The organism is Pseudomonas sp. 273, assembly GCF_029201425.1.
Classification (GTDB): Bacteria; Pseudomonadota; Gammaproteobacteria; order Pseudomonadales; family Pseudomonadaceae; genus Pseudomonas; species Pseudomonas delhiensis.
The window spans coordinates 2,242,212-2,268,262 of the sequence record NZ_CP116775.1; the positions used below are offsets into that span (position 1 = coordinate 2,242,212).

At 70.4% G+C, this 26,051-nt stretch carries 16 protein-coding genes and 4 pseudogenes; 12 read left to right on the plus strand and 8 right to left on the minus strand.

Features of this window, described 5'->3' with window-relative positions; genetic code table 11:
• The first annotated feature begins 7 nt into the window (after nucleotides 1-7).
• From kdpB to PKO50_RS10840, 4 genes are all read left to right on the plus strand, one after another.
• Nucleotides 8-2,056: a potassium-transporting ATPase subunit KdpB gene (gene kdpB, locus PKO50_RS10825; RefSeq protein WP_275630462.1), complete on the plus strand. Its 2,049-nt coding sequence runs from the start codon at nucleotides 8-10 to the stop codon at nucleotides 2,054-2,056.
• Between the two features lie 209 nt (nucleotides 2,057-2,265).
• Nucleotides 2,266-2,814 carry a potassium-transporting ATPase subunit KdpC gene (kdpC, locus tag PKO50_RS10830; RefSeq protein ID WP_275629674.1) on the plus strand — a complete coding sequence of 183 codons (549 nt, stop codon included), beginning with the start codon at nucleotides 2,266-2,268 and terminating at the stop codon, nucleotides 2,812-2,814.
• Between the two features lie 28 nt (nucleotides 2,815-2,842).
• Nucleotides 2,843-5,500 carry a sensor histidine kinase KdpD gene (locus tag PKO50_RS10835; protein WP_275629675.1) on the plus strand — a complete coding sequence of 886 codons (2,658 nt, stop codon included), beginning with the start codon at nucleotides 2,843-2,845 and terminating at the stop codon, nucleotides 5,498-5,500.
• Nucleotides 5,501-5,543: 43 nt separating this feature from the next.
• Nucleotides 5,544-6,236, plus strand: coding sequence for a response regulator (locus tag PKO50_RS10840; protein WP_089394469.1), 693 nt, complete (start codon nucleotides 5,544-5,546; stop codon nucleotides 6,234-6,236).
• 463 nt (nucleotides 6,237-6,699) lie between these two features.
• Here the strand turns inward: PKO50_RS10840 and PKO50_RS10845 are convergent.
• Nucleotides 6,700-7,733, minus strand: a pseudogene (locus tag PKO50_RS10845) (patatin-like phospholipase family protein).
• A gap of 149 nt (nucleotides 7,734-7,882) precedes the next feature.
• Here PKO50_RS10845 and selD point away from each other — a divergent pair.
• The 5 genes and pseudogenes from selD to PKO50_RS10870 all read left to right on the plus strand — a co-directional run bounded on the left by selD (nucleotide 7,883) and on the right by PKO50_RS10870 (nucleotide 13,339).
• Nucleotides 7,883-8,917 (plus strand): selenide, water dikinase SelD, encoded by a 1,035-nt coding sequence (gene selD, locus PKO50_RS10850; protein WP_275629676.1) that lies wholly within the window; start codon nucleotides 7,883-7,885, stop codon nucleotides 8,915-8,917.
• Nucleotides 8,917-10,010 (plus strand): annotated as a pseudogene (gene mnmH / locus PKO50_RS10855) (tRNA 2-selenouridine(34) synthase MnmH). The gene selD and the pseudogene mnmH overlap by 1 nt, the downstream one beginning before the upstream one ends.
• 197 nt (nucleotides 10,011-10,207) lie before the next feature.
• Nucleotides 10,208-10,486, plus strand: a complete 279-nt coding sequence (locus PKO50_RS10860) for a hypothetical protein (RefSeq protein ID WP_109936670.1) — start codon at nucleotides 10,208-10,210, stop codon at nucleotides 10,484-10,486.
• A gap of 76 nt (nucleotides 10,487-10,562) precedes the next feature.
• Nucleotides 10,563-11,172: pseudogene (locus PKO50_RS10865) on the plus strand (flavin reductase family protein).
• A gap of 211 nt (nucleotides 11,173-11,383) precedes the next feature.
• A complete protein-coding gene (locus PKO50_RS10870) occupies nucleotides 11,384-13,339 on the plus strand; it encodes a methyl-accepting chemotaxis protein (RefSeq protein ID WP_275629677.1) in 1,956 nt (651 codons plus the stop codon).
• A 251-nt stretch (nucleotides 13,340-13,590) separates the two neighbouring features.
• Here PKO50_RS10870 and PKO50_RS10875 read toward each other — a convergent pair whose 3' ends face one another.
• Nucleotides 13,591-15,297, minus strand: coding sequence for a SulP family inorganic anion transporter (locus PKO50_RS10875; RefSeq protein WP_275629678.1), 1,707 nt, complete (start codon nucleotides 15,295-15,297; stop codon nucleotides 13,591-13,593).
• Nucleotides 15,298-15,562: 265 nt separating this feature from the next.
• Nucleotides 15,563-16,567: an NADP-dependent oxidoreductase gene (locus PKO50_RS10880; RefSeq protein WP_275629679.1), complete on the minus strand. Its 1,005-nt coding sequence runs from the start codon at nucleotides 16,565-16,567 to the stop codon at nucleotides 15,563-15,565.
• 223 nt (nucleotides 16,568-16,790) lie between these two features.
• Here PKO50_RS10880 and PKO50_RS10885 point away from each other — a divergent pair, with 223 nt between their 5' ends.
• On the plus strand, nucleotides 16,791-17,552 hold the full coding sequence (locus PKO50_RS10885) for an SDR family oxidoreductase (RefSeq protein ID WP_275629680.1): 762 nt from the start codon (nucleotides 16,791-16,793) through the stop codon (nucleotides 17,550-17,552).
• 106 nt (nucleotides 17,553-17,658) lie between these two features.
• Here the strand turns inward: PKO50_RS10885 and PKO50_RS10890 are convergent, their stop codons facing one another.
• Nucleotides 17,659-20,391 carry an HAD-IC family P-type ATPase gene (locus tag PKO50_RS10890; RefSeq protein WP_275629681.1) on the minus strand — a complete coding sequence of 911 codons (2,733 nt, stop codon included), beginning with the start codon at nucleotides 20,389-20,391 and terminating at the stop codon, nucleotides 17,659-17,661.
• Between the two features lie 235 nt (nucleotides 20,392-20,626).
• Between PKO50_RS10890 and PKO50_RS10895 the strand changes: the two genes are divergently transcribed.
• Complete coding sequence (locus PKO50_RS10895) at nucleotides 20,627-21,517, plus strand: bile acid:sodium symporter family protein (RefSeq protein ID WP_275629682.1); 891 nt, start codon at nucleotides 20,627-20,629, stop codon at nucleotides 21,515-21,517.
• A gap of 265 nt (nucleotides 21,518-21,782) precedes the next feature.
• Here PKO50_RS10895 and PKO50_RS10900 read toward each other — a convergent pair whose 3' ends face one another.
• From PKO50_RS10900 to PKO50_RS10910, 3 genes and pseudogenes are all read right to left on the minus strand, one after another.
• Nucleotides 21,783-22,946: an AAA family ATPase gene (locus PKO50_RS10900; RefSeq protein WP_275630463.1), complete on the minus strand. Its 1,164-nt coding sequence runs from the start codon at nucleotides 22,944-22,946 to the stop codon at nucleotides 21,783-21,785.
• 44 nt (nucleotides 22,947-22,990) lie between these two features.
• A complete protein-coding gene (locus PKO50_RS10905) occupies nucleotides 22,991-24,184 on the minus strand; it encodes a benzoate/H(+) symporter BenE family transporter (protein WP_275629683.1) in 1,194 nt (397 codons plus the stop codon).
• A 22-nt stretch (nucleotides 24,185-24,206) separates the two neighbouring features.
• Nucleotides 24,207-24,791 (minus strand): annotated as a pseudogene (locus PKO50_RS10910) (LysE family translocator); the annotation flags it as partial.
• Nucleotides 24,792-24,936: 145 nt separating this feature from the next.
• Here PKO50_RS10910 and PKO50_RS10915 point away from each other — a divergent pair.
• Nucleotides 24,937-25,584 (plus strand): hypothetical protein, encoded by a 648-nt coding sequence (locus PKO50_RS10915; protein ID WP_275629684.1) that lies wholly within the window; start codon nucleotides 24,937-24,939, stop codon nucleotides 25,582-25,584.
• Here PKO50_RS10915 and PKO50_RS10920 read toward each other — a convergent pair.
• Entirely contained in the window at nucleotides 25,572-26,015 is a 444-nt protein-coding gene (locus tag PKO50_RS10920; protein WP_089394484.1) for a MarR family transcriptional regulator, read from the minus strand. The two genes, PKO50_RS10915 and PKO50_RS10920, sit on opposite strands and share 13 nt — an antisense overlap.
• Nucleotides 26,016-26,051 lie beyond the last annotated feature (36 nt).

Genomic DNA, 26,051 nt, shown 5'->3' on the forward strand with positions numbered 1-26,051 from the left:
CCAGGACATGTCGCTCAAGCCCGCCATGCCCGCCCCCGAGAAACGCCACAGCCTGAGCTTCGCCGCGCTGTGGAAGCCGGCGCTGCTGCAGGCCTTCGTCAAGCTCGACCCGCGCCAGCTGCAGCGCTCGCCGGTGATGCTGGTGGTGGAGCTGACCGCCATCCTCACCACCGTGCTGTGCTTCACCGGCGGCGACGCGGTGCCCCTGGCGGTGGCCGCGCAGATCGCCGCCTGGCTGTGGTTCACCGTGCTCTTCGCCAACTTCGCCGAGGCCCTGGCCGAGGGGCGCGGCAAGGCCCGCGCCGACAGCCTCAAGGCCGGCAGCCAGGGCCTGATGGCGCAGCGCCTGAATGTCGATGGCAGCTACGAGAGCGTGCCCGCCGGCAGCCTGCGCAAGGGCGACGTGGTGCGCGTGGTGGCCGGCGAGCTGATCCCCGGCGACGGCGAGGTGATCGAGGGCGTAGCGGCGGTCAACGAGGCCGCCATCACCGGCGAATCGGCGCCGGTGATCCGCGAGTCCGGCGGCGACCGCTCGGCGGTCACCGGCAACACCCGGCTGGTCTCCGACTGGCTGCAGATCCGCATCAGCGTCAACCCCGGCGAGTCGACCCTCGACCGCATGATTGCCCTGGTGGAGGGCGCCAAGCGGCAGAAGACGCCCAACGAGGTGGCGCTGGACATCCTGCTGATCGGCCTGACGCTGATCTTCCTGCTGGTGGTGGTGACGCTCAAGCCCTTCGCCCTGTTCGCCGGCGGCAACCTGCCGCTGGTGTTCCTGGTGGCGCTGCTGGTGACGCTGATCCCGACCACCATCGGCGGCCTGCTCTCGGCCATCGGCATCGCCGGCATGGACCGCCTGGTGCGGCTGAACGTGATCGCCAAGTCCGGCCGTGCGGTGGAGGCCGCCGGCGACGTGCACGTGCTGATGCTCGACAAGACCGGCACCATCACCTTCGGCAACCGCCGCTGCGCCGCGCTGCACGCCGCGCCCGGGGTGAATGCCGTGGAGCTGGCCGAAGGCGCCTTCCTCGCCTCGCTGGCCGACGACACGCCCGAAGGCAAGTCCATCGTCGAGTTCCTGCGCGCCCAGGTGCTGCTGCCGGAGCCGTCGCGCGAGAAGCTGACGCCCATCGCCTTCAGCGCCGAGACGCGGCTGTCCGGCGTCGACCTGGACGGCCACGTCTACCGCAAGGGCGCGGTGGACGCCGCCCTGGCCTTCATCGGCCGCGCCCGCGACGACATGCCGGAAAGCCTGGCGAAAGAGGTCGAACGCATCGCCCAGAGCGGCGGCACCCCGCTGCTGGTGGTGGCCGACGGCAGGCTGCTGGGCGCCATCCACCTCAAGGACGTGGTCAAGCCGGGCATCCGCGAGCGCTTCGCCGAGCTGCGGCGCATGGGCATCCGCACCGTGATGGTGACCGGCGACAACCCGCTGACCGCCGCGGCCATCGCCGCCGAGGCCGGGGTGGACGACGTGATCGCCGAGGCCACCCCGGAGAAGAAGCTGGCGCGCATCCGCCAGGAGCAGGCCGAGGGGCGCATGGTGGCGATGTGCGGCGACGGCGCCAACGACGCCCCGGCGCTGGCCCAGGCGGACGTCGGCATGGCCATGAACGACGGCACCCAGGCGGCGCGCGAGGCGGCCAACCTGGTGGACCTGGACAGCGACCCGACCAAGCTGCTCGACGTGGTCCAGGTGGGCAAGGAACTGCTGGTGACCCGCGGCGCGCTGACCACCTTCTCGGTGGCCAACGACGTGGCCAAGTACTTCGCCATCCTGCCCGCGCTGTTCGCCGGCATCTACCCGCAGCTGCAGGTGCTCAACGTCATGCGCCTGGCCAGCCCGCAGAGCGCCATCCTCTCGGCCATCGTGTTCAACGCGCTGATCATCATCGCGCTGATCCCCCTGGCCCTGCGCGGCGTGCGCGTGCAGGCCAGCGACGCCATGCACCTGCTGCGGCGCAACCTGCTGGTCTACGGGGTGGGCGGCATCATCGCGCCCTTCATCGGCATCAAGGCCATCGACCTGTTGCTGGTGGCCGTGGGCCTGGCCTGAACAGGGTTGCAGAGACGCCCTTCGTAGGATGGGTTGAGCGAAGCGATACCCATCGCCATTGCCGGCAGCATGGGTTTCGCAGGCTCAACCCATCCTACGGGGTTACCCGGACTGTAGGAGCGAGCTTGCTCGCGAACCGCCCTGGTTCGAAGAGCTTCGCGAGCAAGCTCGCTCCTACGAAGAGCCCGCATCATCGAGGAAACCGAAAAATGCTCACCCACATCCGTCCCGCCATCGCCTCCCTGGCCCTGCTGTCGCTGGTCACCGGCGTGGCCTATCCGCTGCTGGTCACCGGCATCGCCCAGCTGGCCTTCCCCGAGCAGGCCAACGGCAGCCTGGTGCGCGACGCCAGGGGCGAAGTCCGCGGCTCGGCGCTGCTGGCGCAGAAGTTCGCGGGACCGCAGTGGTTCCACGAGCGGCCCTCGGCCGGCGACTACGCCACCGTCTCCAGCAGCGCCTCCAACCTGGCCCCGGGCAACCCGGCGCTGGCCCAGCGCATCGCCAAGGACGCCGCCGCCGAAGCGGTGGCCGGGCGCCCGGTGCCGCTGGCGCTGGTCACCACCTCCGGCAGCGGGCTGGACCCGCAGCTGCCGCCGGACGCCGCGCTCTACCAGGTGCCGCGCATCGCCCAGGTCCGCAACCTGCCGGTCCAGGCCGTGCAGAACCTGGTCGAGGCTAACACCCGGCGGCCGCTGGTGGGCCCGGCGGTGGTCAACGTGCTGGCCCTGAACATGGCCCTCGAGCAACTGCCTCGCTAGACTTGCGCACAATTCCCAGGAGGCCGAGATGACCGATCCCAGGCGTGCCGACGCCCTGCTCGCGGAAGTGGAGCGCAACGGCCGCGGGCGCCTCAAGGTGTTCCTCGGCGCCGCGCCCGGCGTGGGCAAGACCTACGCCATGCTGCTGGCGGCCCAGGGCCAGTTGCGCCAGGGCGTGAAGCTGCGCGTGGGCATCGTCGAGACCCACGGCCGCGCCGAGACCGAGGCGCTGCTGGCCGGCCTGCCGCAGCAGCCGCTGCTGCGCTCGGAGTACCGCGGCATCCACCTGGCCGAGATGGACCTCGACGGCCTGCTGCGCGAGCCGCCGCAGCTGGCACTGGTCGACGAGCTGGCCCACAGCAACGCCCCCGGCAGCCGCCACGCCAAGCGCTGGCAGGACATCCAGGAGCTGCTCGCCGCCGGCATCGACGTCTACACCACGGTCAACGTCCAGCACCTGGAGAGCCTCAACGACCAGGTGCGCGACATCACCGGCGTGCAGGTGCGCGAGACGGTGCCCGACTGGGTGCTGCAGGAGGCCGACGAACTGCTGCTGGTGGACCTGCCGCCGCGCGAGCTGCTGGAGCGCCTGCGCGAGGGCAAGGTCTACGTGCCGGAACAGGCGCGCGCGGCCATCGACGCCTTCTTCAGCCAGACCAACCTCACCGCGCTGCGCGAGCTGGCCATGCAGACCGCCGCCGCGCGGGTGGATGCCGACCTGGCGCACCGCTACCGCCAGCAGGGCGGCGAGGCCCCGGCGCTGCGCGGCCGCCTGCTGGTGGGCGTGGACGGCGAGCGCAACGCCGAACGCCTGGTGCGCCACGCCTCGCGGGTGGCCGAGCGCCGCCACCTGCCCTGGAGCCTGGTCCACGTCGACACCGGCGACGCCCGCGACGAGCAATCCCGCCTGTACCTGCAGAACGCCCAGCAGCTGGCCGAGCGCCTGGGCGGAGAGGTGGTGCAGCTGCGCGGCGGGGAGGTGGCGCGCACCCTGGTCGAGCACGCCCGCGAGCGCCGCGCCAGCCTGATCCTGGTCGGCCGTTCGCGGCAGCGCTGGCACCGCCGGCTGTTCGGCGGCGGCCTGGCGGCACGCCTGCTGCGCCTGGGCGAGGGCCTGGAGATCAGCGCGCTGGACAGCGAGGCCGACCTGGCCCCGGCCACCCCGCGCCGGCGCGAGCGCGGCCACTGGCGCGACTACCTGCTGGCGGCGCTGGCCGCCGCCGTGGCCAGCGCCCTGGCCTGGGGCGTGGCGCACCTGCTGGAGCTGCCGAACATCTCCCTGGTGTTCCTCGCCGCGGTGCTGCTGGTGGCGGTGCGCAGCAGCCTGTGGCCGGCGCTGCTGTGCGCGGTGCTGTCGTTCCTGGCCTACGACTTCCTGTTCATCCCGCCGTATTTCTCCTTCTCCATCCAGCGCGAACAGGACGTGCTGACCCTGCTGTTCTTCCTGCTCATGGCCGCGCTCACCGGCAACCTGGCCGCGCGCCAGCGCCGCCAGCTGCAGGTGCTGCGCGACACCCAGGAAGAAACCGGCGCGCTGCTGGAACTGTCGCGCAAGCTCACCGCCGCCACCGACCGCCAGGCGGTGCTGGCCGCCGCCAGCCAGCAGTTCGCCCTGTGGAACGACCTGGACATCTGCGTGCTGGCCCGCCAGCACGATGACTGGAAGGTGGAAAGCGGCCACGCCCGCGGCTTCGACGAGCAGGAGCGCGCCGCCGCCGACTGGGCCTGGCAGCACGACCAGCCGGCCGGCCTGGGCACCGGCACCCTGCCGTCGGGGCGCTGGTGGTGGTGGCCGCTGTCGGCGGAGGAGGGGCCGCTGGCGCTGCTCGGCGTGCGCCCCAGGGACGGCGAGCCGCTGCCCGGCCAGCGCCGCCGCCTGCTCGCCGCCCTCGGCCAGCCGCTGGCCCAGGCCCTGGCCCGCGCGCGCCTGGCCGACGACCTGGAGGCGGCGCGCCTGCACGGTGAGACCGAACAATTGCGCAGCGCGCTGCTGGCCTCGGTCAGCCACGACCTGCGCACCCCGCTGACCACCATGCGCGGCGCCATCGACAGCCTGCTGGCCCTGGGCGACGCCATTCCCCCGGCCGACCGCAAGGAACTGCTGGAAAGCACCCGCGACGAGGCCGAGCGCCTGGACCGCTACATCCAGAACCTGCTGGACATGACCCGCCTGGGCCACGGCGGGCTGAAGCTGGCGCGCGACTGGGTGGCCCCGGAGGACATCGTCGGCAGCGCCGTGCACCGCCTGCGTGCGCTGCTCGCGCCCTACCGCGTGGAAACCCGCGTGCCGGCCGAGCTGCCGCTGCTGTACGTGCACGCGGCGCTGATCGAGCAGGCGCTGGTCAACGTGCTGGAGAACGCCGCACGCTTCTCGCCCAGCGGCGGGCGCCTGCGGGTGGCGGCGGCGCAGGTGGGCGACGAACTGCAGTTCAGCGTCAGCGACGAGGGCCCGGGGATTCCCGAGGGCGAGCGGGAGAAGATCTTCGACATGTTCTACAGCGCCGCCCGCGGCGACCGCGGCGGGCCGAGCACCGGCCTGGGCCTGGCGATCTGCCAGGGCATGGTCGGCGCCCACGGCGGGCGCATCAGCGTCGGCGACGGCCTGGACGGCCGCGGCACCACCCTGACCCTGCACCTGCCGCTGCAGCGCCAACCGGACCTGGAGCAGCTTGATGCCGGTAGTTGAAAGGCCCAAGCTAGGCGCCACCGCCCCCAGCCAGCCGAGCCCGATGAGCACCAACGCCGCCTGCATCCTGGTCATCGATGACGAACCGCAGATCCGCAAGTTCCTGCGCATCAGCCTCAACGCCGGCGGCTACCGGGTGGTGGAGGCCGGCAGCGGCGAGGAGGGCCTGGCCCAGGCCGCGCTGAACCGCCCGGACCTGGTGGTGCTGGACCTCGGCTTGCCGGACAAGGACGGCCAGCAGGTGCTGCGCGAATTGCGCGAGTGGTCGCAGGTGCCGGTGCTGGTGCTCTCGGTACGCGCCGCCGAGAGCGAGAAGGTGCTGGCCCTGGACGGCGGCGCCAACGACTACGTGACCAAGCCCTTCGGCATCCAGGAGTTCCTCGCGCGCATCCGCGCGCTGCTGCGCCAGGGCCACCAGGGCGAGAGCCAGGCGGCCAGCGTCACGGTCGGGCCGCTGCACCTGGACTTCGCCTACCGCCGGGTAGCGCTCGATGGCGCTGAAGTGGCACTGACGCGCAAGGAATACGCGGTGCTGGCCACCCTGGCCCGCCACCTCGGCCGGGTGGTCACCCAGCAGCAACTGCTCAAGGACATCTGGGGCCCGAGCCACGTCGAGGACACCCACTACCTGCGGGTGGTGGTCGGCCACCTGCGGCAGAAGCTGGCGGACGACCCGGCCAACCCGCGCTTCATCGTCACCGAGGCCGGCGTGGGCTATCGCCTGCGCGATGCCTGACCCTCACCGCATCCCGTTTTTCGTAGGAGCGAGCCGTACTCGCCTTGCCGGCGGATCGCGGACGGAGTCCGCTCCTACAATGGGGCCTGCCGCTCGGCATGAACCGTAGGAGCGCAACTTTTGCGCGAATCTCGGGTAGGGCCCACACCTATGGGCCAGACGAAACCCCGTCGTAGGAGCGGACTCCGTCCGCGATACCTCGAACCCGCGCACCGGACCACCGCAAGAGCACCCTCTCCCCAGCCCTCTCCCGCAAGCGGGAGAGGGGGCTGTTCGGCGCGGGTGGAAAGGCCGGCGCAGTAACGTAGGGCGAATAACCGTTCGCGGTTATCCGCCGATACACCTCCGTTGCCGCCGGCGCCTTGGCCGAGCCCGGGAACATATCCAACCCGCGCCAAGCCCAACGGCGAGCGGGCCGGTAGCCAAGGCCAATCGGCGGATAACGCCGTAGGCGTTATGCGCCCTACGGATTCTCCGCCTCGTACCTGTCCAGCGTATCGCTGGCGATCTGCCGGCCCAGCGCCACCAGTTCCGGCGCCTTGTAGAACTCGAAGAAGCGGCACACGCGCTTGGGCACGTTGATCAGCACGTCCGGCGGGTAGCCGGCGATCTTGTACTGCGCCAGGGAGGTCTGCATCACCTCGAAGCTCTGGTTGACCAGCTCCAGCAGCGAGGCCGGGCTGCTGCTCTCGATCACCCGGCTGCCGCTGGCGGACTTCGGCGAGCCCTTGGCCTGCGGCGCGGCGGCCGGTTGCTGCATTTCCGGCTCGGCCGGCTCCTCGCTGTCCGGCACCGGCTCCAGCAGGGCCTCGGCGCGCAGCTCCGGCGGCACCAGCTCCGGGCTGTGGCGGCGGAACAGGCTGAGCTTGTCGCTGAGGCTGCCGATCAGGCTGTCGAAACGGCCCTTGATCGCCGCCGGCCGTTCGATCACCGGCAACTGGTACTGGCGCTGGTTGGTGGCATTGAGGTTGACCGCGATGATCAGGTCGGTGTGGCTGGACACCACCGGGACGATCGGCAGCGGGTTGAGCAGGCCGCCGTCGACCAGCATGCGCGGGCCCTGCATCACCGGGGTGAACAGGCTGGGAATGGCCGCCGAGGCGCGCATGGCCTGGTGCAGGTCGCCTTCCTGGAACCAGATCTCCTGCTGGTTGGTGAGGTCGGTGGCCACCGCCGTATAGGGGATCGGCAGGTCCTCGATGTTGATGTCGCCGATGATCTCGTGGATCTTGCCGAACACCCGTTCGCCGCGGATGGCGCCGAGGCGGAAGCTGACGTCCAGCAGGCGCAGCACGTCCAGGTAGTCCAGGCTCTCCACCCAGTCGCGGTACTCCCCCAGCTTGCCGGCGGCGTAGATGCCGCCGATGACCGAGCCCATGGAGCAGCCGGCGATGCAGACGATCTCGTAGCCGCGCCGCTCCAGTTCCTCGATCACGCCGATATGCGCATACCCCGCGCTCCGCCGGAGCCGAGCACCAGCGCCACTTGTTTCGACATGGACGGTCATTCCTCAGGCAAGGCATTGCAAGGCGCGGCGCGCAGCCTATGGCCGGCGCCGGATAGTACCGACGATACGCCCGGGTAGGGCGGGGCGCCAAGGGTGTTTGCTAGAATCGGCCGATCGATTTCCCGCCCCCGGAGCCAACATGAGCGAACCCATCCGCCTGACCCAGTACAGCCACGGTGCCGGCTGCGGCTGCAAGATTTCCCCCAAGGTGCTGGAGGTGATCCTGGCCGGCAGCGGGGCGCAGAACCTGGACCCGAACCTGTGGGTCGGCAACGCCTCGCGCGACGACGCCGCGGTCTATGCTATCGACGGCGAGCACGGCGTGGTGTCCACCACCGACTTCTTCATGCCGATCGTCGACGACCCCTTCGACTTCGGCCGCATCGCCGCCACCAACGCCATCAGCGACATCTACGCCATGGGCGGCGACCCGCTGATGGCCATCGCCATCCTCGGTTGGCCGGTCAACGTGCTGGCGCCGGAAATCGCCCGCGAGGTCATCGCCGGCGGCCGCAAGGTCTGCGACGAGGCGGGCATCCCGCTGGCCGGCGGGCATTCCATCGACGCCCCCGAGCCGATCTTCGGCCTGGCCGTCACCGGCCTGGTGGAAAAGCGCTTCATGAAGCGCAACGACACCGCCAGCGCCGGCTGCCGCCTGTACCTGACCAAGCCGCTGGGCATCGGCATCCTCACCACCGCCGAGAAGAAGTCCAAATTGCGCGCCGAGGACGTGGGCCTGGCCCGCGACTGGATGTGCACCCTGAACAAGCCCGGCAGCCGCTTCGGCAAGCTCGCCGGGGTGACCGCCATGACCGACGTCACCGGCTTCGGCCTGCTCGGCCACCTGGTGGAGATGGCCGACGGCGCCGGCCTGACCGCGCGTATCCGCTTCGACGCGGTGCCGCGCCTGGAGCACGTCCAGTACTACCTGGAGCAGGGCTGCGTGCCCGGCGGCACCCTGCGCAACTTCGACAGCTACGGCGAGCGCATCGCGCCGCTGCCGGAGCTGCACAAGCTGCTGCTGTGCGACCCGCAGACCAGCGGCGGCCTGCTGGTGGCGGTGACTCCGGAAGGCGAGGGGGAATTCCTCGCCGCCGCCGCCGAACTGGGCTTGCAGCTGGCGCCGATCGGCGAGCTGGTCGAGCGACAGCGTCACGCGGTAGAGGTGGCCTGATGCGCGACAACACCCGGCACTACCGCGAACTCTTCCTCGACGACGTCCCGCTGATGGACGTGCGCGCCCCGGTGGAATACACCAAGGGCGCCTTCCCCCACACCGAGAACCTGCCGCTGATGAACGACATCGAGCGGCAGAAGGTGGGTACCTGCTACAAGCAGCATGGCCAGCAGGCGGCCATCGCCCTGGGCCACGAACTGGTCTGCGGCCCGCTCAAGGCCGAGCGCATCGAAGCCTGGCTGGACTTCGCCCGGCGCCACCCGACGGCTACCTGTACTGCTTCCGCGGCGGCCTGCGTTCGCAGATCGTCCAGCAGTGGATGAAGGACGCCGGCATCGAATACCCGCGCGTGGTCGGCGGCTACAAGGCGCTGCGCGGCTTCCTCTTCGACACCACCCGCGCCGCCACCGAGGAGTGTTCCTTCGTGCTGATCGGCGGCCTCACCGGCACCGGCAAGACCGAGGTGGTGGCGCAGCTGGACAACGCCCTGGACCTGGAAGGCCACGCCAACCACCGTGGCTCCAGCTTCGGCCGCCGGGCCACGCCGCAGCCGGCGCAGATCGACTTCGAGAACCGCCTGGCCATCGACATCCTGAAGAAGCGCCACGCCGGCATGAACCAGTTCGTGCTGGAGGACGAGGGGCGCATCGTCGGCAGCTGCTCGCTGCCCCTGGAGCTCTACCAGGGCATGCAGGGCTACCCGCTGGTGTGGCTGGAGGACAGCTTCGAGGGCCGGGTGGAACGCATCCTCAAGGACTACGTGATCGACCTGTGCGCCGAGTTCGTCGAGGTGAAGGGCGCGCCGGAAGAAGGTTTCGAGGCCTTCGCCGCCTACCTGCGCAAGAGCCTGTCGGGCATCGTCAAGCGCCTGGGCGGCGAGCGCTACCAGCGCCTGGCGGCGATCATGGACGCGGCCCTGGACGAGCAGCGCCGCAGCGGCGCGGTGGACCTGCACCGGGGCTGGATCGAGGGGCTGCTGGGCGAATACTACGACCCGATGTACGCCTACCAGCTGGAAAGCAAGGCCTCACGAATCGAGTTCCGCGGCAACCATGACGAGGTGGTGGAGTACCTGCGCGCACGGGCGTAGGGCGAATAACCGTTCGCGGTTATCCGCCGATACACCGGGGCCACAGCCAATGCCCAGGTCAACCTCGGAGCCGCCGTGAACCAAGGCCAAACGGCGGATAACGCCGTAGGCGTTATGCGCCCTACGCCAAACCCACCTGTAACCTTGGACGGTGGCGGTCTAAGCTGGAACACGCCCGAACCACCAAGGAGGTCGTCATGAAGGCACTTCTCGCAGTACTCGCCGCCAGCCTGGTGCTGGCCGGCTGCTCCGGCAAGACGGTCAACCGCGACAGCTGCGCCAGCGAACTGAACGCCGCCTGGCACGAGCTGGACCTGGCCAAGGCCGAAGGCTTCGCCGGCACCGTCAGCTACTCCAAGGCGCTGGCGCTGATCAGCGCGGCCAAGACCGAGCAGCAGGTCGAGTCCTACGGCGGCTGCCTGGACAAGGCCAGCAAGGCGCGCTTCTACATCAAGGAATCGCGCGCGGGCCGCTGACCGGGCGCGGGCAAGGCGGGCATAATCACCGGGCGGACGGGCGCTCCGGCCCGCCCGGCAGTCAGGAACCCCACTCATGCAGCTCGACTTCAGCACCCTCGCGCCCGCCGACGCCTACCGCTGGCTGGCCTCCACCGTCACCCCGCGGCCCATCGCCTGGGTTTCCACCCTGTCCGCGGAGGGCCACGGCAACCTGGCGCCCTTCAGCTTCTTCCAGGTCATCAGCGACGAGCCGCCGACGCTGATGGTCAACACCAGCATCCGCGACGACGGCAGCGTCAAGGACACCCTGCGCAACGTGCGCGAGACCGGCCAACTGGTGATCCACCTGGTCAGCGCCGCCCATGCCGAGGCCATGAACGCCACCGCGGCGACGCTGCCCCATGGCGTCAGCGAGATCGAGCAGGCCGGCATCGCCACCCTGCCCAGCGTGCGCGTGGCGCCGCCGCGGGTGGCCGGCGCAGTGGTGGCACTTCGAGTGCGAGCTGGCGCAGATCCAGCCCTACCCGGCGGACAAGCCCAGCTGCTACCTGATCTTCGCCCGCGTGCTGCTGGCGCACATCGACGACGCCGTGCTGCGCGACGAGCGCCACGTCGACCCGGCCAGGCTCGACCTGGTCGGCCGCCTGGGCGGCACCCAATACGCCTTCACCCGCGACACCTTCAGCATGATCCGCCCCAAATAGGCGCACGGGCTGTCGCGCGCCGGGACCTTGGCGCGCGACTGTCCTGGATGCGACCTGTGCATGCCCGTGCGCAACATCGTATTGCCATCATCGACGGACCCCCTTGTTCCGCCGGTCGGCCGGCTCCTAATGTTCCGTCCGAAAGCAACGACAAAGAACGGGAGAGCTTCGGTCGAAGACTCTCCCGCAGGGCATTCGAAGGGGAGCTGGCATGGTCGCGTTCGTACAACGGCGGTTGGCCAATCTGGGGACGGCGAAGAAATTGGCGCTGGGCTTCGGCCTGGTACTGCTGCTGACAGCTTTGGTCGCCGGGATCGGCGTCGGGGCGCTGCGCTCCATCGAGCAGCGCTTCGGCCTGCTGGACGCCATGAGCGCGGTCAATCGCGAAGTCCTGGAGATGCGCCAGAGCGAGAAGGACTTCGTCCGTGACGCCAACCCCAAGGCCGCCGAGCAGTTGCGCCAGCGCGCCAAGGTCCTCGCCGGGCACGTCGAGCAGCTCAAGGCGCACCCCGGCCAGGCCGAGGCCATGGAGCGCGTCGCCCAGGCCATGGCCGGCTACCTGGCGTCCTTCGACCGCTTCGAACAGGCCAGCAAGAGCCGCCACCTGGCCCTGGAGGCCGCCAACTGGTCGGTGTCCAGCGCCTCCAACAGCCTGGACATCCTGCAGTCCAGCCTGGCCGACGACGGCGCCTACGAACTCAAGCAGAGCCAGGGCCAGAACGGCGAGGAACTGCTCAAGCAGGCGGCCCAGGTCGGCCAGCTCTACCGCCTGGTGCTGCAGGGCCTGAACGAGGCCCGCGCGCGCCTGGACCAGAAGGACGGCGAGACCGGCGGCGACGCGCGCATCAAGTCCGCCGACGAGGCCCTGGAGCTGTCGAAGCAGCTGCAGGCGGCGATCACCGACCCGGCCTACGTCTCGGTGATCAAGGACGTGGCCACCAACATCGACGGCTTCGGCAACAACCTCGGCGACTACTCCGCCGGCCTGGCCAAGGAACAGCAGGCGCACCGCGAGATGTCGCAGCGCGCCGAAGAGATGATGCAGCAGGTGGACGCTTCCTACGCCACGCAGCAGGCGGCCATGGTCAGCGTGCTGCACAGCAGCGTGGGCGCCATGCTCGGCTCGGCGGCGCTGGCGCTGCTGGTCGGCACCCTGGCCGCGCTGCTGATCAGCCTGCTGATCGTGCGCCCGCTGCGCCAGGTGATCGGCATGGCCAGCCGCATCGCCGAGGGCGACCTGAGCCAGACCATCCGCGTCGAGCGCAAGGACGAGGTGGGCCAGCTGATGGCCGCGGTGGACGCCATGGCCCAGAGCCTGCGCGGCATCGTCGGCCGCCTGCACGACGGCGTCGGCCGCATCACCTCCTCGGCGCAGGCGTTGTCCGGCGTCACCGAGCGCACCCAGAGCGGCGTCAACAGCCAGAAGGCCGAGACCGACCAGGTGGCCACGGCGATGAACCAGATGGCCGCCACTGTCCACGAGGTGGCGCGCAACGCCGAGGCCGCGGCGCACTCCGCCGAGCAGGCCGACGGCACCGTGGCCAGCGGCCAGCAGGTGGTGCGGCGCACCCTCGGGCGCATCTCCGAGCTGGCCGAGGCGGTGCGCGAGGCCTCCGCCAGCATCCACGACCTGGGCCGCGAGAGCCAGAACATCGGCAGCGTGCTCGACGTGATCAAGGCGGTGGCCGAGCAGACCAACCTGCTGGCGCTCAATGCCGCCATCGAGGCGGCGCGGGCCGGCGAGCAGGGCCGCGGCTTCGCCGTGGTGGCCGACGAGGTGCGCGCCCTGGCGCGGCGCACCCAGCAGTCCACGGCGGAGATCGAGAAGCTCATCGGCGCGCTGCAGAGCGGCGCCCAGGCCTCGGTGCAGCACATGCAGCACAGCCACCAGCTGGTGGAGAAGAGCGTCGGCGACGCCGAGCAGACCGAGACCGCGCTGGGCGAGATCGCCGCGGCGGTGGCGGTGATCCACCAGATGAACCAGCAGATCGCCGCGGCCTCCGAGCAGCAGAGCGCGGTGGCCGAGGAGATCAACCGCAGCGTCACCAGCATCCGCGGCATCGCCGACGAGTCGGCCCAGGCCATGGAGTCCACGGCGTCCTCCAGCGTCGAGCTGGCGCAGCTCAGCCGCGACCTGCAGGGGGTGGTGGGGCAGTTCCGGTTGTAGGCAGCGCCGAGACACCTGTAGGAGCGGGCCCTGCCCGCGAATCGCGTGCAGGGCGCGCTCCTACAGGGGAATGGTGTGGGTGGAGCGGCGTAGGAGCGGATCTCATCCGCGAATCGCGCCGATACGTCCGGCTATCGCGGACAAGGTCCGCTCCTACGGTTCCAGGACGCACGGACGTAGGAGCGGACTCCGTCCGCGATTGGATTCACCGGCCACGCCGGACACCCTGGAGGCACGGACGGCGGCTCGCCCTACGTCGCCGGGGACTGCGTGCTTTCCTGCTGGCGCTTGTACCAGCGCCGGTAGGCGTTCACCCCGGCGCGCACCGAGCTGAACACCAGCGGCGGCTTCAGCTCGCCCAGCTGGCCGGAGCGTTCCATCATCGCCAGGGTTTCCCGTGGCACCCGCGCCAGGGACAGGTGCACGTCCTGCGCCGCCAGGGTCTGCTGCACCTCGCGCAGCACCGTCAGGCCGCTGACGTCCAGGTTCAGCACGCCCTCGGCATTGAGCAGCACGGCGCGCGGTGCCTTGGTCTGCGCCACCACCTGCAGCAGGCGCTGCTTGAAGTAGTCGGCGTTGAAGAACAGCAGCGGCGCGTCGAAGCGGTAGATCACCAGGCCCGGCAGGGTGTGCGCCTGCGGGTAGTGGCTCAGTTCCACCTGGCCGTCGATGCCGTGGACCCAGCCGAGCACCGCGTCGCTCGGCCGGTAGGTCAGGTACAGCAGGCGCAGCAGGGCGATGACGATGGCCACGAAGATGCCCGGCAGCACGCCGACGCTGAGCACCCCGACGGTGGTCAGCAGGCACAGGCCGAACTCGAAGCGCGACAGGCGCCAGAAGCCCTTGAGCGCGCTGAAGTCGATCAGCCCCCAGCCGGCCATCAGCAGCACCGCGCCCAGGGCGGGCATGGGGATCCAGCCCAGCGGGGCGCTGAACAGCACCAGGGCCAGGCCGATGACCAGCGCCGCGACCACGCCGACCAGCTGCGTCTGGCCGCCGACCATGTCGTTGACCGCGGTGCGCGAGTCGGCGCCGCTGATGACGAAGCCCTGGGACACCCCGGCGCCGATGTTGGCCACGCCCAGGGCGATCATCTCGCGGCTGGCGTCGATGCTGTAGCCGTGGCGCGCGGCGAAGCTGCGGGCGGTGAGCATGGCGCTGCAGAAGCTGACGATGGTGATGCCCAGGGCGTCGCGGAACAGGTTGCCCATCTCCTGCACGCTGGTGCGCGGCCAGCTCAGCTCCGGCAGGCCCTGGGGCACCGCGCCGAGCAGGGCGACGCCATAGTGGTCCAGGCCCAGCGCCACGCTGGCCAGGGTGGCGAAGAACACGCCCACCAGGGCGCCGGGGATCTTCGGGTAGCGCCGTGGCAGCAGGATCATCAGCAGCAGGGTGGCCACGCCCAGGGCCAGCGTCGGCAGGTGGGTACTGCCGAGGTTGCGCAACAGCGCCAGCAGGCCGGCGAGGAAGCCGCTGGTCTCGGTGTGGTAGCCCAGCAGCTTGCCCAGCTGGCCGGCGATCAGGCTCAGGCCGATGCCGTTGAGGTAGCCCACCAGGGTCGGCCGCGACAGGAAGCTGGCGACGAAGCCCGCGCGCACCAGGCCGCCGACGATGGACAGCAGCCCGACCATCACCGCGACGATCATCGACAGCTGCAGCAGGCGCTGCGGATCGCCCGCCGCCAGCGGCGTGATGGCCGCCGCGACCATGGCCGCGGTGGCGGCGTCGGGGCCCACCATCAGTTGCCTGGAGCTGCCCACCAGGGCGTAGATCAGCATCGGCAGGATGCAGGCGTAGAGCCCGACCTGGGCCGGGAAGCCGATGATCTGGGCATAGGCGATGGCGGTGGGAATCTGGATGGCCGCCACCGACAGGCCGGCGAGCATGTCCGGGCGCAGCCAGACGGCGCGGTAGTGCAGCAGGTTGTCCAGGCCGGGCAGCCAGCGGGTGAGGGGCATGGGCGTCTTCCGTGAAACGTCGGGGCTGAAGCTTAGCCGCAGTGTAGGGCCGCGGCTTGCCCGGCGTCAGTGCCTGGCGTAGGAAGACGAAGGATTTCGAGAAGGATGGCGCCGGGATGCTTTTCGTAGGATGGGTTTCTCTTGCACCTGTAGGAGCGGGCCCTGCCCGCGATTCGCGCCCAGGGGGCGCTCCTACAGGGTGCCACATGGTTCAGTACCGTAGGGCGCATAACGCCCGGGGCGTTATGCGCCCTACGGTGGGCCTTCAGAGCTTGAGGATGAGCTTGCCGAAGTTCTCGCCCTTGAACAGTTTGAGCAGCGTCTGCGGGAAGGTCTGCAGGCCCTCGACTATGTCTTCCTTCGACTTCAGCTTGCCCTCGGCCAGCCAGCCGGCCATCTCGCGCATGGCCTCGGGGTAGCGGCTGACGTAGTCCATCACCACCATGCCCTCCATGCGGGCGCGGTTGACCAGCAGCGACAGGTAGTTGGCCGGGCCCTTCACCGCCTGTTTGTTGTTGTACTGGCTGATGGCGCCGCAGATCACCACCCGCGCCTTGGGCGCCAGGCGCGCCAGACAGGCGTCGAGGATGTCGCCGCCGACGTTGTCGAAGAACACGTCGATGCCGTTGGGGCAGCTGCGCTTGAGGCCCATGGCGATGTCCTCGTTCTTGTAGTCGACGGCGCCGTCGAAGCCCAGTTCCTGCACCAGGTAGCGGCACTTGTCCTCGCCGCCGGCGATGCCGATCACGGTGCAGCCCTTGATCCTGGCGATCTGCCCGACCACGCTGCCCACCGCGCCGGCCGCGGCCGAGACCACCACGGTGTCGCCGGCCTTGGGCAGGCCGACGTCGAGCAGGCCGAAGTAGGCGGTCATGCCGGTCATGCCCAGGGCCGAGAGGTACAGCGGCAGCGGCGCGCGGTTGGCGTCGACCTTGTAGAAGCCCCTGGGCTCGCCGAGGAAGTAGTCCTGCACGCCGAGGGCGCCGTTGACGTGGTCGCCGACGACGAAGGCCGGGTTGTTCGAGGCCACCACCTGGCCCACGCCCAGGGCGCGCATCACCTCGCCGACGCCCACCGGGGGGATGTAGGACTTGGCGTCGTTGAGCCAGCCGCGCATGGCCGGGTCCAGCGACAGGTACAGGTTGCGCACCAGCACCTGGCCGGGGCCGGGCTCGCCGAGCGGGGTTTCCTGGTAGCGGAAGGTGTCCTGGTCGATGGCGCCCTGGGGGCGCTGGGCGAGCACGAACTGGCGGTTGAGCGGGGCGGTCATGGCGATGCTCTCACGGAGGGGGAAGCCCTAGGGATAGTCCGCGCCGCGGGCCTAGGCAAGCTGCAACCGACCGCGAGAATGCCTGGCTATCCATGGCGATGATTCTTTCCTGGCCGCTTCATCACCATTACGGATAGTGCCAGCTACAGCGGCCTGATAGTGCTTTGCCCGCGCGCGGGGCTGGCTAGACTCGGACGATTCTCCATCCGTTCGAGGACTGTCCATGAGTCAGCTGCTTTCCGGCCAGGTCGCCCTGGTCACCGGCGCCGCCGCCGGCATCGGCCGCGCTACCGCCCAGGCTTTCGCCCGCGAGGGCATCAAGGTGGTGGTCGCCGACCTCGACGCCGCCGGCGGCGAGGCCACCGCCGAGCTGATCCGCGCCACGGGTGGGCAGGCGCGCTTCATCCGCTGCGACGTGACCCGCGACGCCGAGGTCGAGGCGCTGGTGGCCGCCACCGTGGAGGCCTATGGCCGCCTGGACTATGCCTTCAACAACGCCGGCATCGAGATCGAGCAGGGCAAGCTGGCCGACGGCAAGGAAAGCGAGTTCGATGCCATCATGGGCGTCAACGTCAAGGGCGTCTGGCTGTGCATGAAGCACCAGATTCCGGTGATGCTCGCCCAGGGCGGCGGCGCCATCGTCAACACCGCCTCGGTGGCCGGCCTGGGCGCGGCGCCGAAGATGAGCATCTACGCCGCCTCCAAGCACGCGGTGATCGGCCTGACCAAGTCGGCGGCCGTCGAATACGCGAAGAAGAAGGTGCGCATCAACGCCGTGTGCCCGGCGGTGATCGACACCGACATGTTCCGCCGCGCCTACGAGGCCGACCCGAAGAAGGCCGAGTTCGCCGCCGCCATGCACCCGGTGGGCCGCGTCGGCAAGGTCGAGGAGATCGCCGCGGCGGTGCTCTACCTGTGCAGCGACAACGCCGGCTTCACCACCGGCATCGCACTGCCGGTGGACGGCGGCCACACCGCGCTCTGAGCCGGGCAGCGGCGGATGACCGTTCACGGTTATCCGCCCGATGGGACAGTGGCGTAGGGCGAATAACGCCTCGGGCGTTATCCGCCGTCCCCGGCGAACCCACCTTTCAGCGTTCCGCCAATCGCGCCGCCAGTCCGCTGCGGCGGATCACCCACTTCTCCAGCTCGGCGCCGATGAACACCAGCAGCCCCGCGCCCAGCACCCGCAGCCACTCGGCCGGGCTGAGGTCGGTGGAGCCGAAGAGCTCCTGCATCCAGGGCGCGTAGGTGAAGGCCAGCTGCAGCGGGATGCATGCGGCGATGGCCAGCAGCACCCAGTGGTTGCCGAACAGGCCCTCGCGGCTGAGCACCGAGCCGAAGATCGAGCGGCTGTTGATCAGGTAGAACATCTCTCCCACCACCACCGCGTTGACCGCCATGGTCCGCGCCGACTCGATGCCGGTGCCGCGCTGCAGCTCCCAGAGGAACAGGCCGAAGGCGCCGAGCATCATCAGCAGCGCCACCATCAGCACGCGCCAGACGAAGAACCCGGAGAGCAGGGCGTTGCCCGGCGGCCGCGGGCGGCGGCGCATGATGTCGTGCTCGGCCGGCTCGAAGGCCAGGGCCAGGCCCAGGGTGCTGGAGGTGACCATGTTGATCCACAGCACCTGCGCCGGCGTCAGCGGCAGGCCCAGGCCGAGGAAGAGCGCGGCGATCACCACCAGCGCCTCGCCGCCGTTGGTCGGCAGCATGAACAGGATGAACTTCTTCAGGTTGTCGTAGACCGCGCGGCCCTCGCGCACGGCGCTGGCGATGCTGGCGAAGTTGTCGTCGGCCAGCACCACGTCGGCGGCCTCGCGCGCCGCCTCGGTGCCCTTGCGGCCCATGGCCACGCCGACCTCGGCGCGCTTGAGCGCCGGGGCGTCGTTGACGCCGTCGCCGGTCATCGCCACCACCTGGCCGTCCTCCTGCAGGGCCTGCACCAGGCGCAGCTTGTGCTCGGGGCTGGCGCGGGCGAAGACGTCCACGTCCAGGGCCACGCGGCGCAGCTCGGCGTCGTCCATCAGCGCCACCTCGGCGCCGGTCACCGCCGGCCGGCCGACGCCGATGCCCAGGCGGGCGCCGATGGCGCGGGCGGTCTCGGCGTGGTCGCCGGTGATCATCTTGACGCGGATGCCGGCCTGCTGGCAGTGCGCCACGGCGGCGATGGCCTCGGCCCGCGGCGGGTCGATCAGGCCCACCAGGGCCAGCAGGGTGAAGCCCTCGGCGACGTCCTCGAAGCCCAGCTGCGCGCCCCGCGGCGCCGCCGGCCGCGCGGCCAGGGCCAGCAGGCGCAGGCCGCGGGCGGCGGTGTCGGTGGCCATGCGCCGCCAGTAGTCCGGGTCCAGCGGCGCCTCGCCGGCGTCGGTGAGCTGCGTCGAGCACATCTCCAGGATGCGCTCCGGCGCGCCCTTGACCAGTATCCACGGGCGGCCCCCGGCGTCCTGGTGGCTGCTGGCCATGAAGCGGTGCTGCGACTCGAAGGGGATGCTGTCCAGCCGCGGCCAGTCCTGCGCGCAGGCCTCCTGGGGCAGCCCGGCCTTGGCGCCGAGCACCAGCAGCGCGCCTTCGGTGGGGTCGCCTTCGACGAGCCACTGGCCGCCGTCCTCGCGCAGTTGGGCGTCATTGCATAGCACCCCGGCGCGGATCGCCTGCTGCAGCGCCGGTTGCGCGTCGGGCTGCACTGCGCGGCCGTCGACGCTGAAGCCGCCCACGGGGACGTAGCCGACGCCTTCCACCTCGTACACCCGCTCGGCGCAGACCAGGCGCTGCACGGTCATCTCGTTGCAGGTCAGGGTGCCGGTCTTGTCCGAGCAGATCACCGTCACCGAGCCCAGCGTCTCCACCGCTGGCAGGCGCCGCACGATGGCGCGCTGGCGGGCCATGCGCTGCACGCCCAGGGCCAGGGTCACGGTCATGATCGCCGGCAGCCCCTCGGGGATGGCCGAGGCCACCAGGGCCACCACCATCATGAACATCTGTTCCGGCGTCTCGCCCAGCCACAGGGTGCCGAGCAGGAACACCAGGGCGCCGATGCCGAGGATGACCATGGCCAGGATGCGGCCGAAGCGGTCGATCTGCCGCAGCAGCGGGGTGGTCAGGTTCTCCACGCTGCTGAGCATCTGGTTGATGCGCCCGAGCTCGGTGTCCGCCCCGGTGCCCACCACCAGCCCGCGGGCCTGGCCGTAGACCACCAGGGTGCCGGAGTAGGCCATGCCGTAACGGTCGCCCAGGGGCGCGTCGGCGGCCACCGCCTGGGCGTTCTTTTCCACCGGCAGGGATTCGCCGGTCAGCGCCGCCTCGTCGACGCGCAGCTCCTTGCCGCCGAGCAGGCGCAGGTCGGCCGGCACGCGGTCGCCGGAGGCCAGCAGCACCAGGTCGCCGGGGACCAGGGCGGCGGTGTCGATCTGCTGGCGCTTGCCCTGGCGCACCACGGTGGCGGTGGAGGAGAGCATGCCGCGGATGGCGTCCAGCGCCGATTCGGCCTTGCCTTCCTGGATGAAGCCGATCACCGCGTTGATCAGCACCGCGCCGAGCAGCACGGCGGTGTCCACCCAGTGGCCGAGCAGCGCGGTGACCAGCGCGGCGGCGAGCATCACGTAGAGCAGGATGTTGTGGAACTGCAGCAGCAGGCGCAGCAGCGGGCCGCGCCGGCGCGGCGGCGCCAGGCGGTTCTCGCCGTACTGCTGGCGGCGGCTTTGCACCTCGGCCTCGTCGAGGCCGGCGGGGCCGCTGCGCAGGCGGGCCTGGACCTCGTCGCCGGCGAGGCTGTGCCAGGGTGTGGCGCTGGCGTCGGAGTGGGGAACGCGGCGTCGGCTCATGCAGGGCTCCTGTCGAGGGGAGGGCAGGGATGGGCTACAGCATGGACAGGCGCGCGCCGTACGGGCTTGACCTGGAACAGCGCAGGCGACCGGCGTGCGCCCAGTGTTTTGCATTCTGTTACAGCAGGAAGTTCTTTTGGCCGGCAGGGACAGTTACAAAGGCCACACTGGTAGGAAGAATCGGCCTACGGCGGCATCAGACCGCCCCTTCGCGTGCTGCAGGAGAACCACAACAATGACCGCCAGCCCCTTGCTCACCCTGTTCCTGCCCGTGGCCCTGGGCATCATCATGCTCGGCCTCGGGCTGTCCCTGACCTTAGCCGACTTCGCCCGCGTCGTGCGCTACCCCAGGCCGGTGCTCATCGGCCTGGTGTGCCAGATCGTCCTGCTGCCGCTGGCCTGCTTCTTCATCACCCTCGGCTTCGCCCTGGAGGCGGCGCTGGCGGTGGGCATGATGCTGCTGGCCGCGTCCCCCGGCGGCACCACGGCCAACCTCTACAGCCACCTGGCCCACGGCGACGTGGCGCTGAACATCACCCTGACGGCGGTGAACTCGGTGATCGCCATCTTCACCATGCCGCTGATCGTCAACCTGTCGCTGGTCTACTTCATGGACGAGGGCCAGGCCATCCCGCTGCAGTTCGGCAAGGTGCTGCAGGTGTTCGTCATCGTCCTCGGCCCGGTGGCCATCGGCATGCTGGTGCGGCGCCTGGCACCGGCGCTGGCGGCGGCCCTGGAGAAGCCGGTGAAGATCCTCTCGGCGCTGCTGCTGGCGGTGATCATCGTCATCGCCGTGAGCAGGGACTGGCAGACCTTCGTCACCTACGCCCCGGTGGTGGGCGCGGCGGCGCTGTGCTTCAACCTGGCGAGCCTCGCCGTGGGCTACTGGGTGCCGCGCCTGCTGCGGCTGTCGCGCCCGCAGTCGATCGCCATCGGCATGGAGATCGGCATCCACAACGGCACCCTGGCCATCGCCCTGGCCCTGAGCCCGATGCTGCTGAACAACCACACCATGGCGATCCCGGCGGCGATCTACGGGGTGCTGATGTTCTTCACGGCGGGGGCGTTCGGCTGGTGGGTCAGCCGGGGGGTGAAGAAGGAGGTGGCGACGGGGGCGGTGGTTTGAGGGAGAGCCGTTCGCTGGAGGTCTTGGCGTTCGGGGTTGAGTCCGCTCCCTCTCCCCAGCCCTCTCCCTGAAGGGAGAGGGAGCTTGTCCGTGCCGAGAAAGTATCGTCGTCAAACTGGAACGTCGTGATAGCCGGCTGACTCAGGAATAGCCGAGCACGCCGAACGGTCCCCTCTCCCTTCAGGGCGGGCCGCGTAGGCGAGGGTTAGGGAGAGGCAATGTGGCCAAGCCGTAAACCGCCGTTACCGGGAGCTTCCCCGTACCCTCAATCCGGCCAATGCCAAGCCGGCTCGTCGAACATCCCCTGGCCACGAATCCGCGTCTGCCCCAGCTCCTTCTCCAGGTGGATGGCGTTGCACTGCGGGTGTTCCTCCAGGGTGGCGATCAGCCGCGCCGCGTGGGACACCACCCACACCTGGGTGTGTTCCGAGGCGCGGACGATCAGGCGCCCCAGGGCCGGCAGCAGGTCCGGGTGCAGGCTGGTCTCCGGCTCGTTCAGCACCATCAGCGACGGCGGCCGCGGGGTGAGCAGGGCGGCCACCAGCAGCAGGTAGCGCAGGGTGCCGTCGGACAGCTCGGTGCCGCTCAGCGGGCGCAGCAGGCCGTGCTGCAGCAGCTGCACGGCGAAGCGCCCGCCGCTCTGGACGTCGATGTCCAGGCGCGCGCCGGGGAAGGCGTCGGCGATGGCCGCGTCCAGCGCCTCGGCGTCGCCGATCTCGCGGATGGTCTGCAGCGCCGCGGCCAGGTCGCGGCCGTCGTGGTGCAGCACCGGCGTGCGGGTGCCGAGCTGGGGCAGGCGCGCCGGGGCCTCGGCGTCGCTGCGGAAGTGGTCGTAGAAGCGCCAGCCGCGGATGCGCTCGCGCAGGCGGAAGACTTCCGGGCACTGCGGGTCGTTGCCGATCTGGGCGAACAGGCTGTCGAAGGTCGGCAGGTGCTGCGCCTTCACCTCCCAACTGCGGCCCTCGCGCAGGCGCACCATGGGGCCGTTGCGGTCCACCAGCAGCGAGGCCGGGCGGTACGCCGGGCCGGCCCAGATGCATTCGCGCTTGATCTCCGGGTCCAGGCCGAAGGCGCTCACCAGCGGGGGCGGCGGCAGGCCCAGGGCGATGGCGTAGCCGAAGTCCTCGCCGGCGAAGCCCAGGCGCAGGCGCACCACGTCCTTGCGCGGGCCGCCCTGGACTTCCACCTCGCCCTTGCGCATGCGCCGCGAGAGGGTTTCCGGGCCGGCCCAGAAGGTCGATTCCAGCCCGCCCTCGCGGGCCAGGGCGTTGACCACGCCGCCCTGGGCGGTCTCGGCCAGCAGGCGCAGGGCGCGGTAGAGGTTGGACTTGCCGCTGCCGTTGGCGCCGGTGATCAGGTTCAGCCGGCCCAGGGGCAGCACCAGGCTGTTGATCGAGCGGTAGTTGGCGACGGCCAGGGTGTGCAGCATCAGGGCGTTCCCGCTGTGTGGCGAACGCCCGATGCTAGCAGAGCTCAGGGCGCGCGACGCCAGTTCAGCAGCAGTTGCGTGGCCAGGCCCGCCACCAGGCCCCAGAAGGCCGAGCCCACGGAGAACAGGGTGAAGCCCGAGGCGGTGACCAGGAAGGTGACCATGGCCGCCTCGCGCTGGCGGGCCTCGGCCATGGCGTTGCTCAGGCCGTTGGTGATGGAGCCGAGCAGCGCCAGGGCGGCGATGGACAGCACCAGGGCCTTGGGCAAGGCGGCGAACAGCGCTGCCAGGGTGGCGCCGAAGATGCCCGCCACGCCATAGAAGACGCCGCACCAGAGCGCCGCGGTGTAGCGCTTGTGCGGGTTTTCGTGGGCCTCGGGGCCGGTGCAGATGGCTGCGCTGATGGCCGCCAGGTTGATGCCGTGGGAGCCGAAGGGCGCCAGCAGCAGCGAGGCGATGCCGGTGCTGGAGATCAGCGGCGAGGCCGGCACCTGGTAGCCGTCGGCGCGCAGCACGGCCAGGCCGGGCATGTTCTGCGAGGCCATGGCGACGATGAACAGCGGGATGCCGATGCTGATGGTGGCGGCCAGGGAGAAGCTCGGCGTGGTCCACACCGGCCTGGCCAGCTCCAGCTGGAAGTGGCTGAAGTTCAGCAGGCCCAGCGCGCCGGCCAGGGCCACGCCCACCAGCAGCGCGACGAACACCGCGTAGCGCGGCGACAGGCGCTTGGCCAGCAGGTAGCTGAGGAACATCGCCACCACCAGCAGCGTCTGCTGCTCGGCGGCGCGGCAGATCTCGATGCAGATGCGGAACAGCACCCCGGCCAGCAGCGCCGCGGCCAGCGAGCCGGGCACCTGGCGCATCAGCCGGTCGAAGCTGCCGGTGACGCCGCACAGGGTGACCAGCCCGGCGCAGACGATGAAGGCGCCGATGGCCTCGGAATAGGGCACGCTCGGCAGGCTGCTGATCAGCAGCGCGGCGCCGGGGGTGGACCAGGCGATGACGATGGGCGTGCGGTAGCGCAGCGTCAGGCCGAGGGTGGTCAGGGCCATGCCGATGGACAGCGCCCAGATCCACGAGGATATCTGCGCGTTGCTCAGCCCGGCGGCCTGGCCGGCCTGGAACATCAGCACCAGCGAGCTGGTGTAGCCGGTGAGCATGGCGACGAAGCCGGCCACCACGGCGGCGGGGGAGGAGTCGGCGAAGGGGCGCAGGCGTGCGCTGGTCGAGTCGGTCATGCGGGGGTGATGTCCACGAACAGGGGTAGAGGGAGGCTACCAGCAGCAGGGCCATGCCGATATTGAACACGCGGCGCCTCGCCGGCTGCTCCAGCCAGTGCCGCAGGAAGCTGCCGAGCACGGTCCAGACGCCGACGCTGGGCAGGTTGACCACGGCGAACAGCACGGCGATCAGCAGCACGTTGCCGGCGAAGCCCTGCTGCGGGGTATAGGTGGTGATGGCGCCGATGGCCATGATCCAGGCCTTGGGGTTGACCCACTGGAAGGCCGCCGCCTGCAGGAAGCCGAACGGCTTGCCGGTGTTGCGCCCGTTGGCCTGCGGGGCGCCGGCGCGGGCGATGCCCCAGGCCAGGTACAGCAGGTAGGCCGCGCCCAGGTAGCGCAGCACCTGGTAGGTGAGGGGGAAGGCGTGGAACAACTGGTCCAGCCCCAGGCCCACGGCGACCACCAGCAGCAGGAAGCCGATGCTGATGCCGAGCATGTGCGGCAGGGCGCGGCGCACGCCGAAGTTCACCCCGGAAGCCAGCAGCATCATGTTGTTGGGCCCGGGCGTGATGGAGGTGACGAAGGCGAAGCCGAGGAAGGCGGCCAGGAGTTCGAGGGGCATGGCGGCACGCATCTTGTGGTTTTTCTGCAGCCTAACCCCGGCCCCGCGGGCTGTCGCGTAACAGCCAGGGGCGGATCGGCCCGTACAGTGGCGCGGCCGGCGTGCTGTGGATATGGTGGGCAGGTCGCAGTCGTGGAGTCCCGCCATGGACCACAATCCCTATGCCGCGCCCAAGGTCGAGCTGATCGAGACGCGCACCCCGGCCAGCCTCGCCGGCGGCCGCTGGAGCCCCGGCCACCTGCGCCTGCTGGCCTGGCTGAGCCTGGCGCTGCTGCTGGCGCAGGGCGTGCTGTTCGGCCTGTCGTTCCTCGGCGGCACCGGGCGCGGCGACGCCCTGGACAGCTACAGCCTGTGGCTGGGCGTGCTCTGCACGCTGCTGGGCTGCTACCTCAGCTGGCGCGCCACGCAGTTCCTGGTCGACCGCTTCGGCGCCCGCGGCATGGCCTGGCCGCTGTGGCTGTCCATCGGCCTGGCGCTGGTCATCCAGGCCTACGCGGTGGTCTTCGACGCCCAGCTCGACGGTACGCCCAACGCGGCCCTGGCCGGTTTCATGGCGCTGTTCCTGCCCAGCGGCCTGGTGGGCCTGTGGTATGGCGTGCGGGTGCTGAAGATCGGCCTGCCGTACCCCTCGGTGAAGGTGCTGGGCTGGCTCGACGTGCTCTCGGGGGTATGCATGGCCAGCATCCTGCTGTTCATCCCCGGCACCTTGCTGGCCGCCGCGGCGCTGCTGCCGCTGGCGCTGATGTTCCTGCGCGGCGCGCGGGAGCTGGAGGGCGGCGCTCAGGCGTCCTGAAGCGGCTGCGCCAGGGCCTGGTTAACCGCCAGCCAGCCGTGCACCGCCTCTTCGCCGGCCTCGGCGAAGGCGCGCTGCAGCAGGCGCGCCTGCTCGTTGCGCAGGGCCCGCTCCAGCCTGGCGCCCTCGGCGGTGAGGCTGAGCAGGCGCTTGCGCTTGTCGGTCGGCGAGGCTTCGCTGCGGATCAGCTGCATCTCCTGCAGTTGCCGCAGCGGCATGTTCAGCGCCTGCTTGCTCACGCCCAGGGTGGCCAGCAGCTCCTTCACGCTCAACCCGCTCTTGCGCGCGACGAAGAACAGGATGCGGTGGTGCACCCGGCCCAGGCCGCGGCGGCCGAGAATCTCGTCCGGCTTGGCGGTGAACGCCCGGTAGCTGAAGTAAAAGGCTTGCATGGCTTCCGACCAGGTGTCGGAGGGCAGAAGGTCAGGCATATTGACGTATCCGTTCGGCCGTCGTAGCTTCGGTCA

Excerpts from the sequence above, each read along its gene's own strand:
- kdpB (WP_275630462.1), top strand. The coding sequence starts at position 8 with ATGTCGCTCAAGCCCGCCATGCCCGCCCCCGAGAAACGCCACAGCCTG.
- kdpC (WP_275629674.1), top strand. The coding sequence starts at position 2,266 with ATGCTCACCCACATCCGTCCCGCCATCGCCTCCCTGGCCCTGCTGTCG.
- PKO50_RS10835 (WP_275629675.1), top strand. The coding sequence starts at position 2,843 with ATGACCGATCCCAGGCGTGCCGACGCCCTGCTCGCGGAAGTGGAGCGC.
- PKO50_RS10840 (WP_089394469.1), top strand. The coding sequence starts at position 5,544 with ATGAGCACCAACGCCGCCTGCATCCTGGTCATCGATGACGAACCGCAG.
- selD (WP_275629676.1), top strand. The coding sequence starts at position 7,883 with ATGAGCGAACCCATCCGCCTGACCCAGTACAGCCACGGTGCCGGCTGC.
- PKO50_RS10860 (WP_109936670.1), top strand. The coding sequence starts at position 10,208 with ATGAAGGCACTTCTCGCAGTACTCGCCGCCAGCCTGGTGCTGGCCGGC.
- PKO50_RS10870 (WP_275629677.1), top strand. The coding sequence starts at position 11,384 with ATGGTCGCGTTCGTACAACGGCGGTTGGCCAATCTGGGGACGGCGAAG.
- PKO50_RS10875 (WP_275629678.1), bottom strand. The coding sequence starts at position 15,297 with ATGCCCCTCACCCGCTGGCTGCCCGGCCTGGACAACCTGCTGCACTAC.
- PKO50_RS10880 (WP_275629679.1), bottom strand. The coding sequence starts at position 16,567 with ATGACCGCCCCGCTCAACCGCCAGTTCGTGCTCGCCCAGCGCCCCCAG.
- PKO50_RS10885 (WP_275629680.1), top strand. The coding sequence starts at position 16,791 with ATGAGTCAGCTGCTTTCCGGCCAGGTCGCCCTGGTCACCGGCGCCGCC.
- PKO50_RS10890 (WP_275629681.1), bottom strand. The coding sequence starts at position 20,391 with ATGAGCCGACGCCGCGTTCCCCACTCCGACGCCAGCGCCACACCCTGG.
- PKO50_RS10895 (WP_275629682.1), top strand. The coding sequence starts at position 20,627 with ATGACCGCCAGCCCCTTGCTCACCCTGTTCCTGCCCGTGGCCCTGGGC.
- PKO50_RS10900 (WP_275630463.1), bottom strand. The coding sequence starts at position 22,946 with ATGCTGCACACCCTGGCCGTCGCCAACTACCGCTCGATCAACAGCCTG.
- PKO50_RS10905 (WP_275629683.1), bottom strand. The coding sequence starts at position 24,184 with ATGACCGACTCGACCAGCGCACGCCTGCGCCCCTTCGCCGACTCCTCC.
- PKO50_RS10915 (WP_275629684.1), top strand. The coding sequence starts at position 24,937 with ATGGACCACAATCCCTATGCCGCGCCCAAGGTCGAGCTGATCGAGACG.
- PKO50_RS10920 (WP_089394484.1), bottom strand. The coding sequence starts at position 26,015 with ATGCCTGACCTTCTGCCCTCCGACACCTGGTCGGAAGCCATGCAAGCC.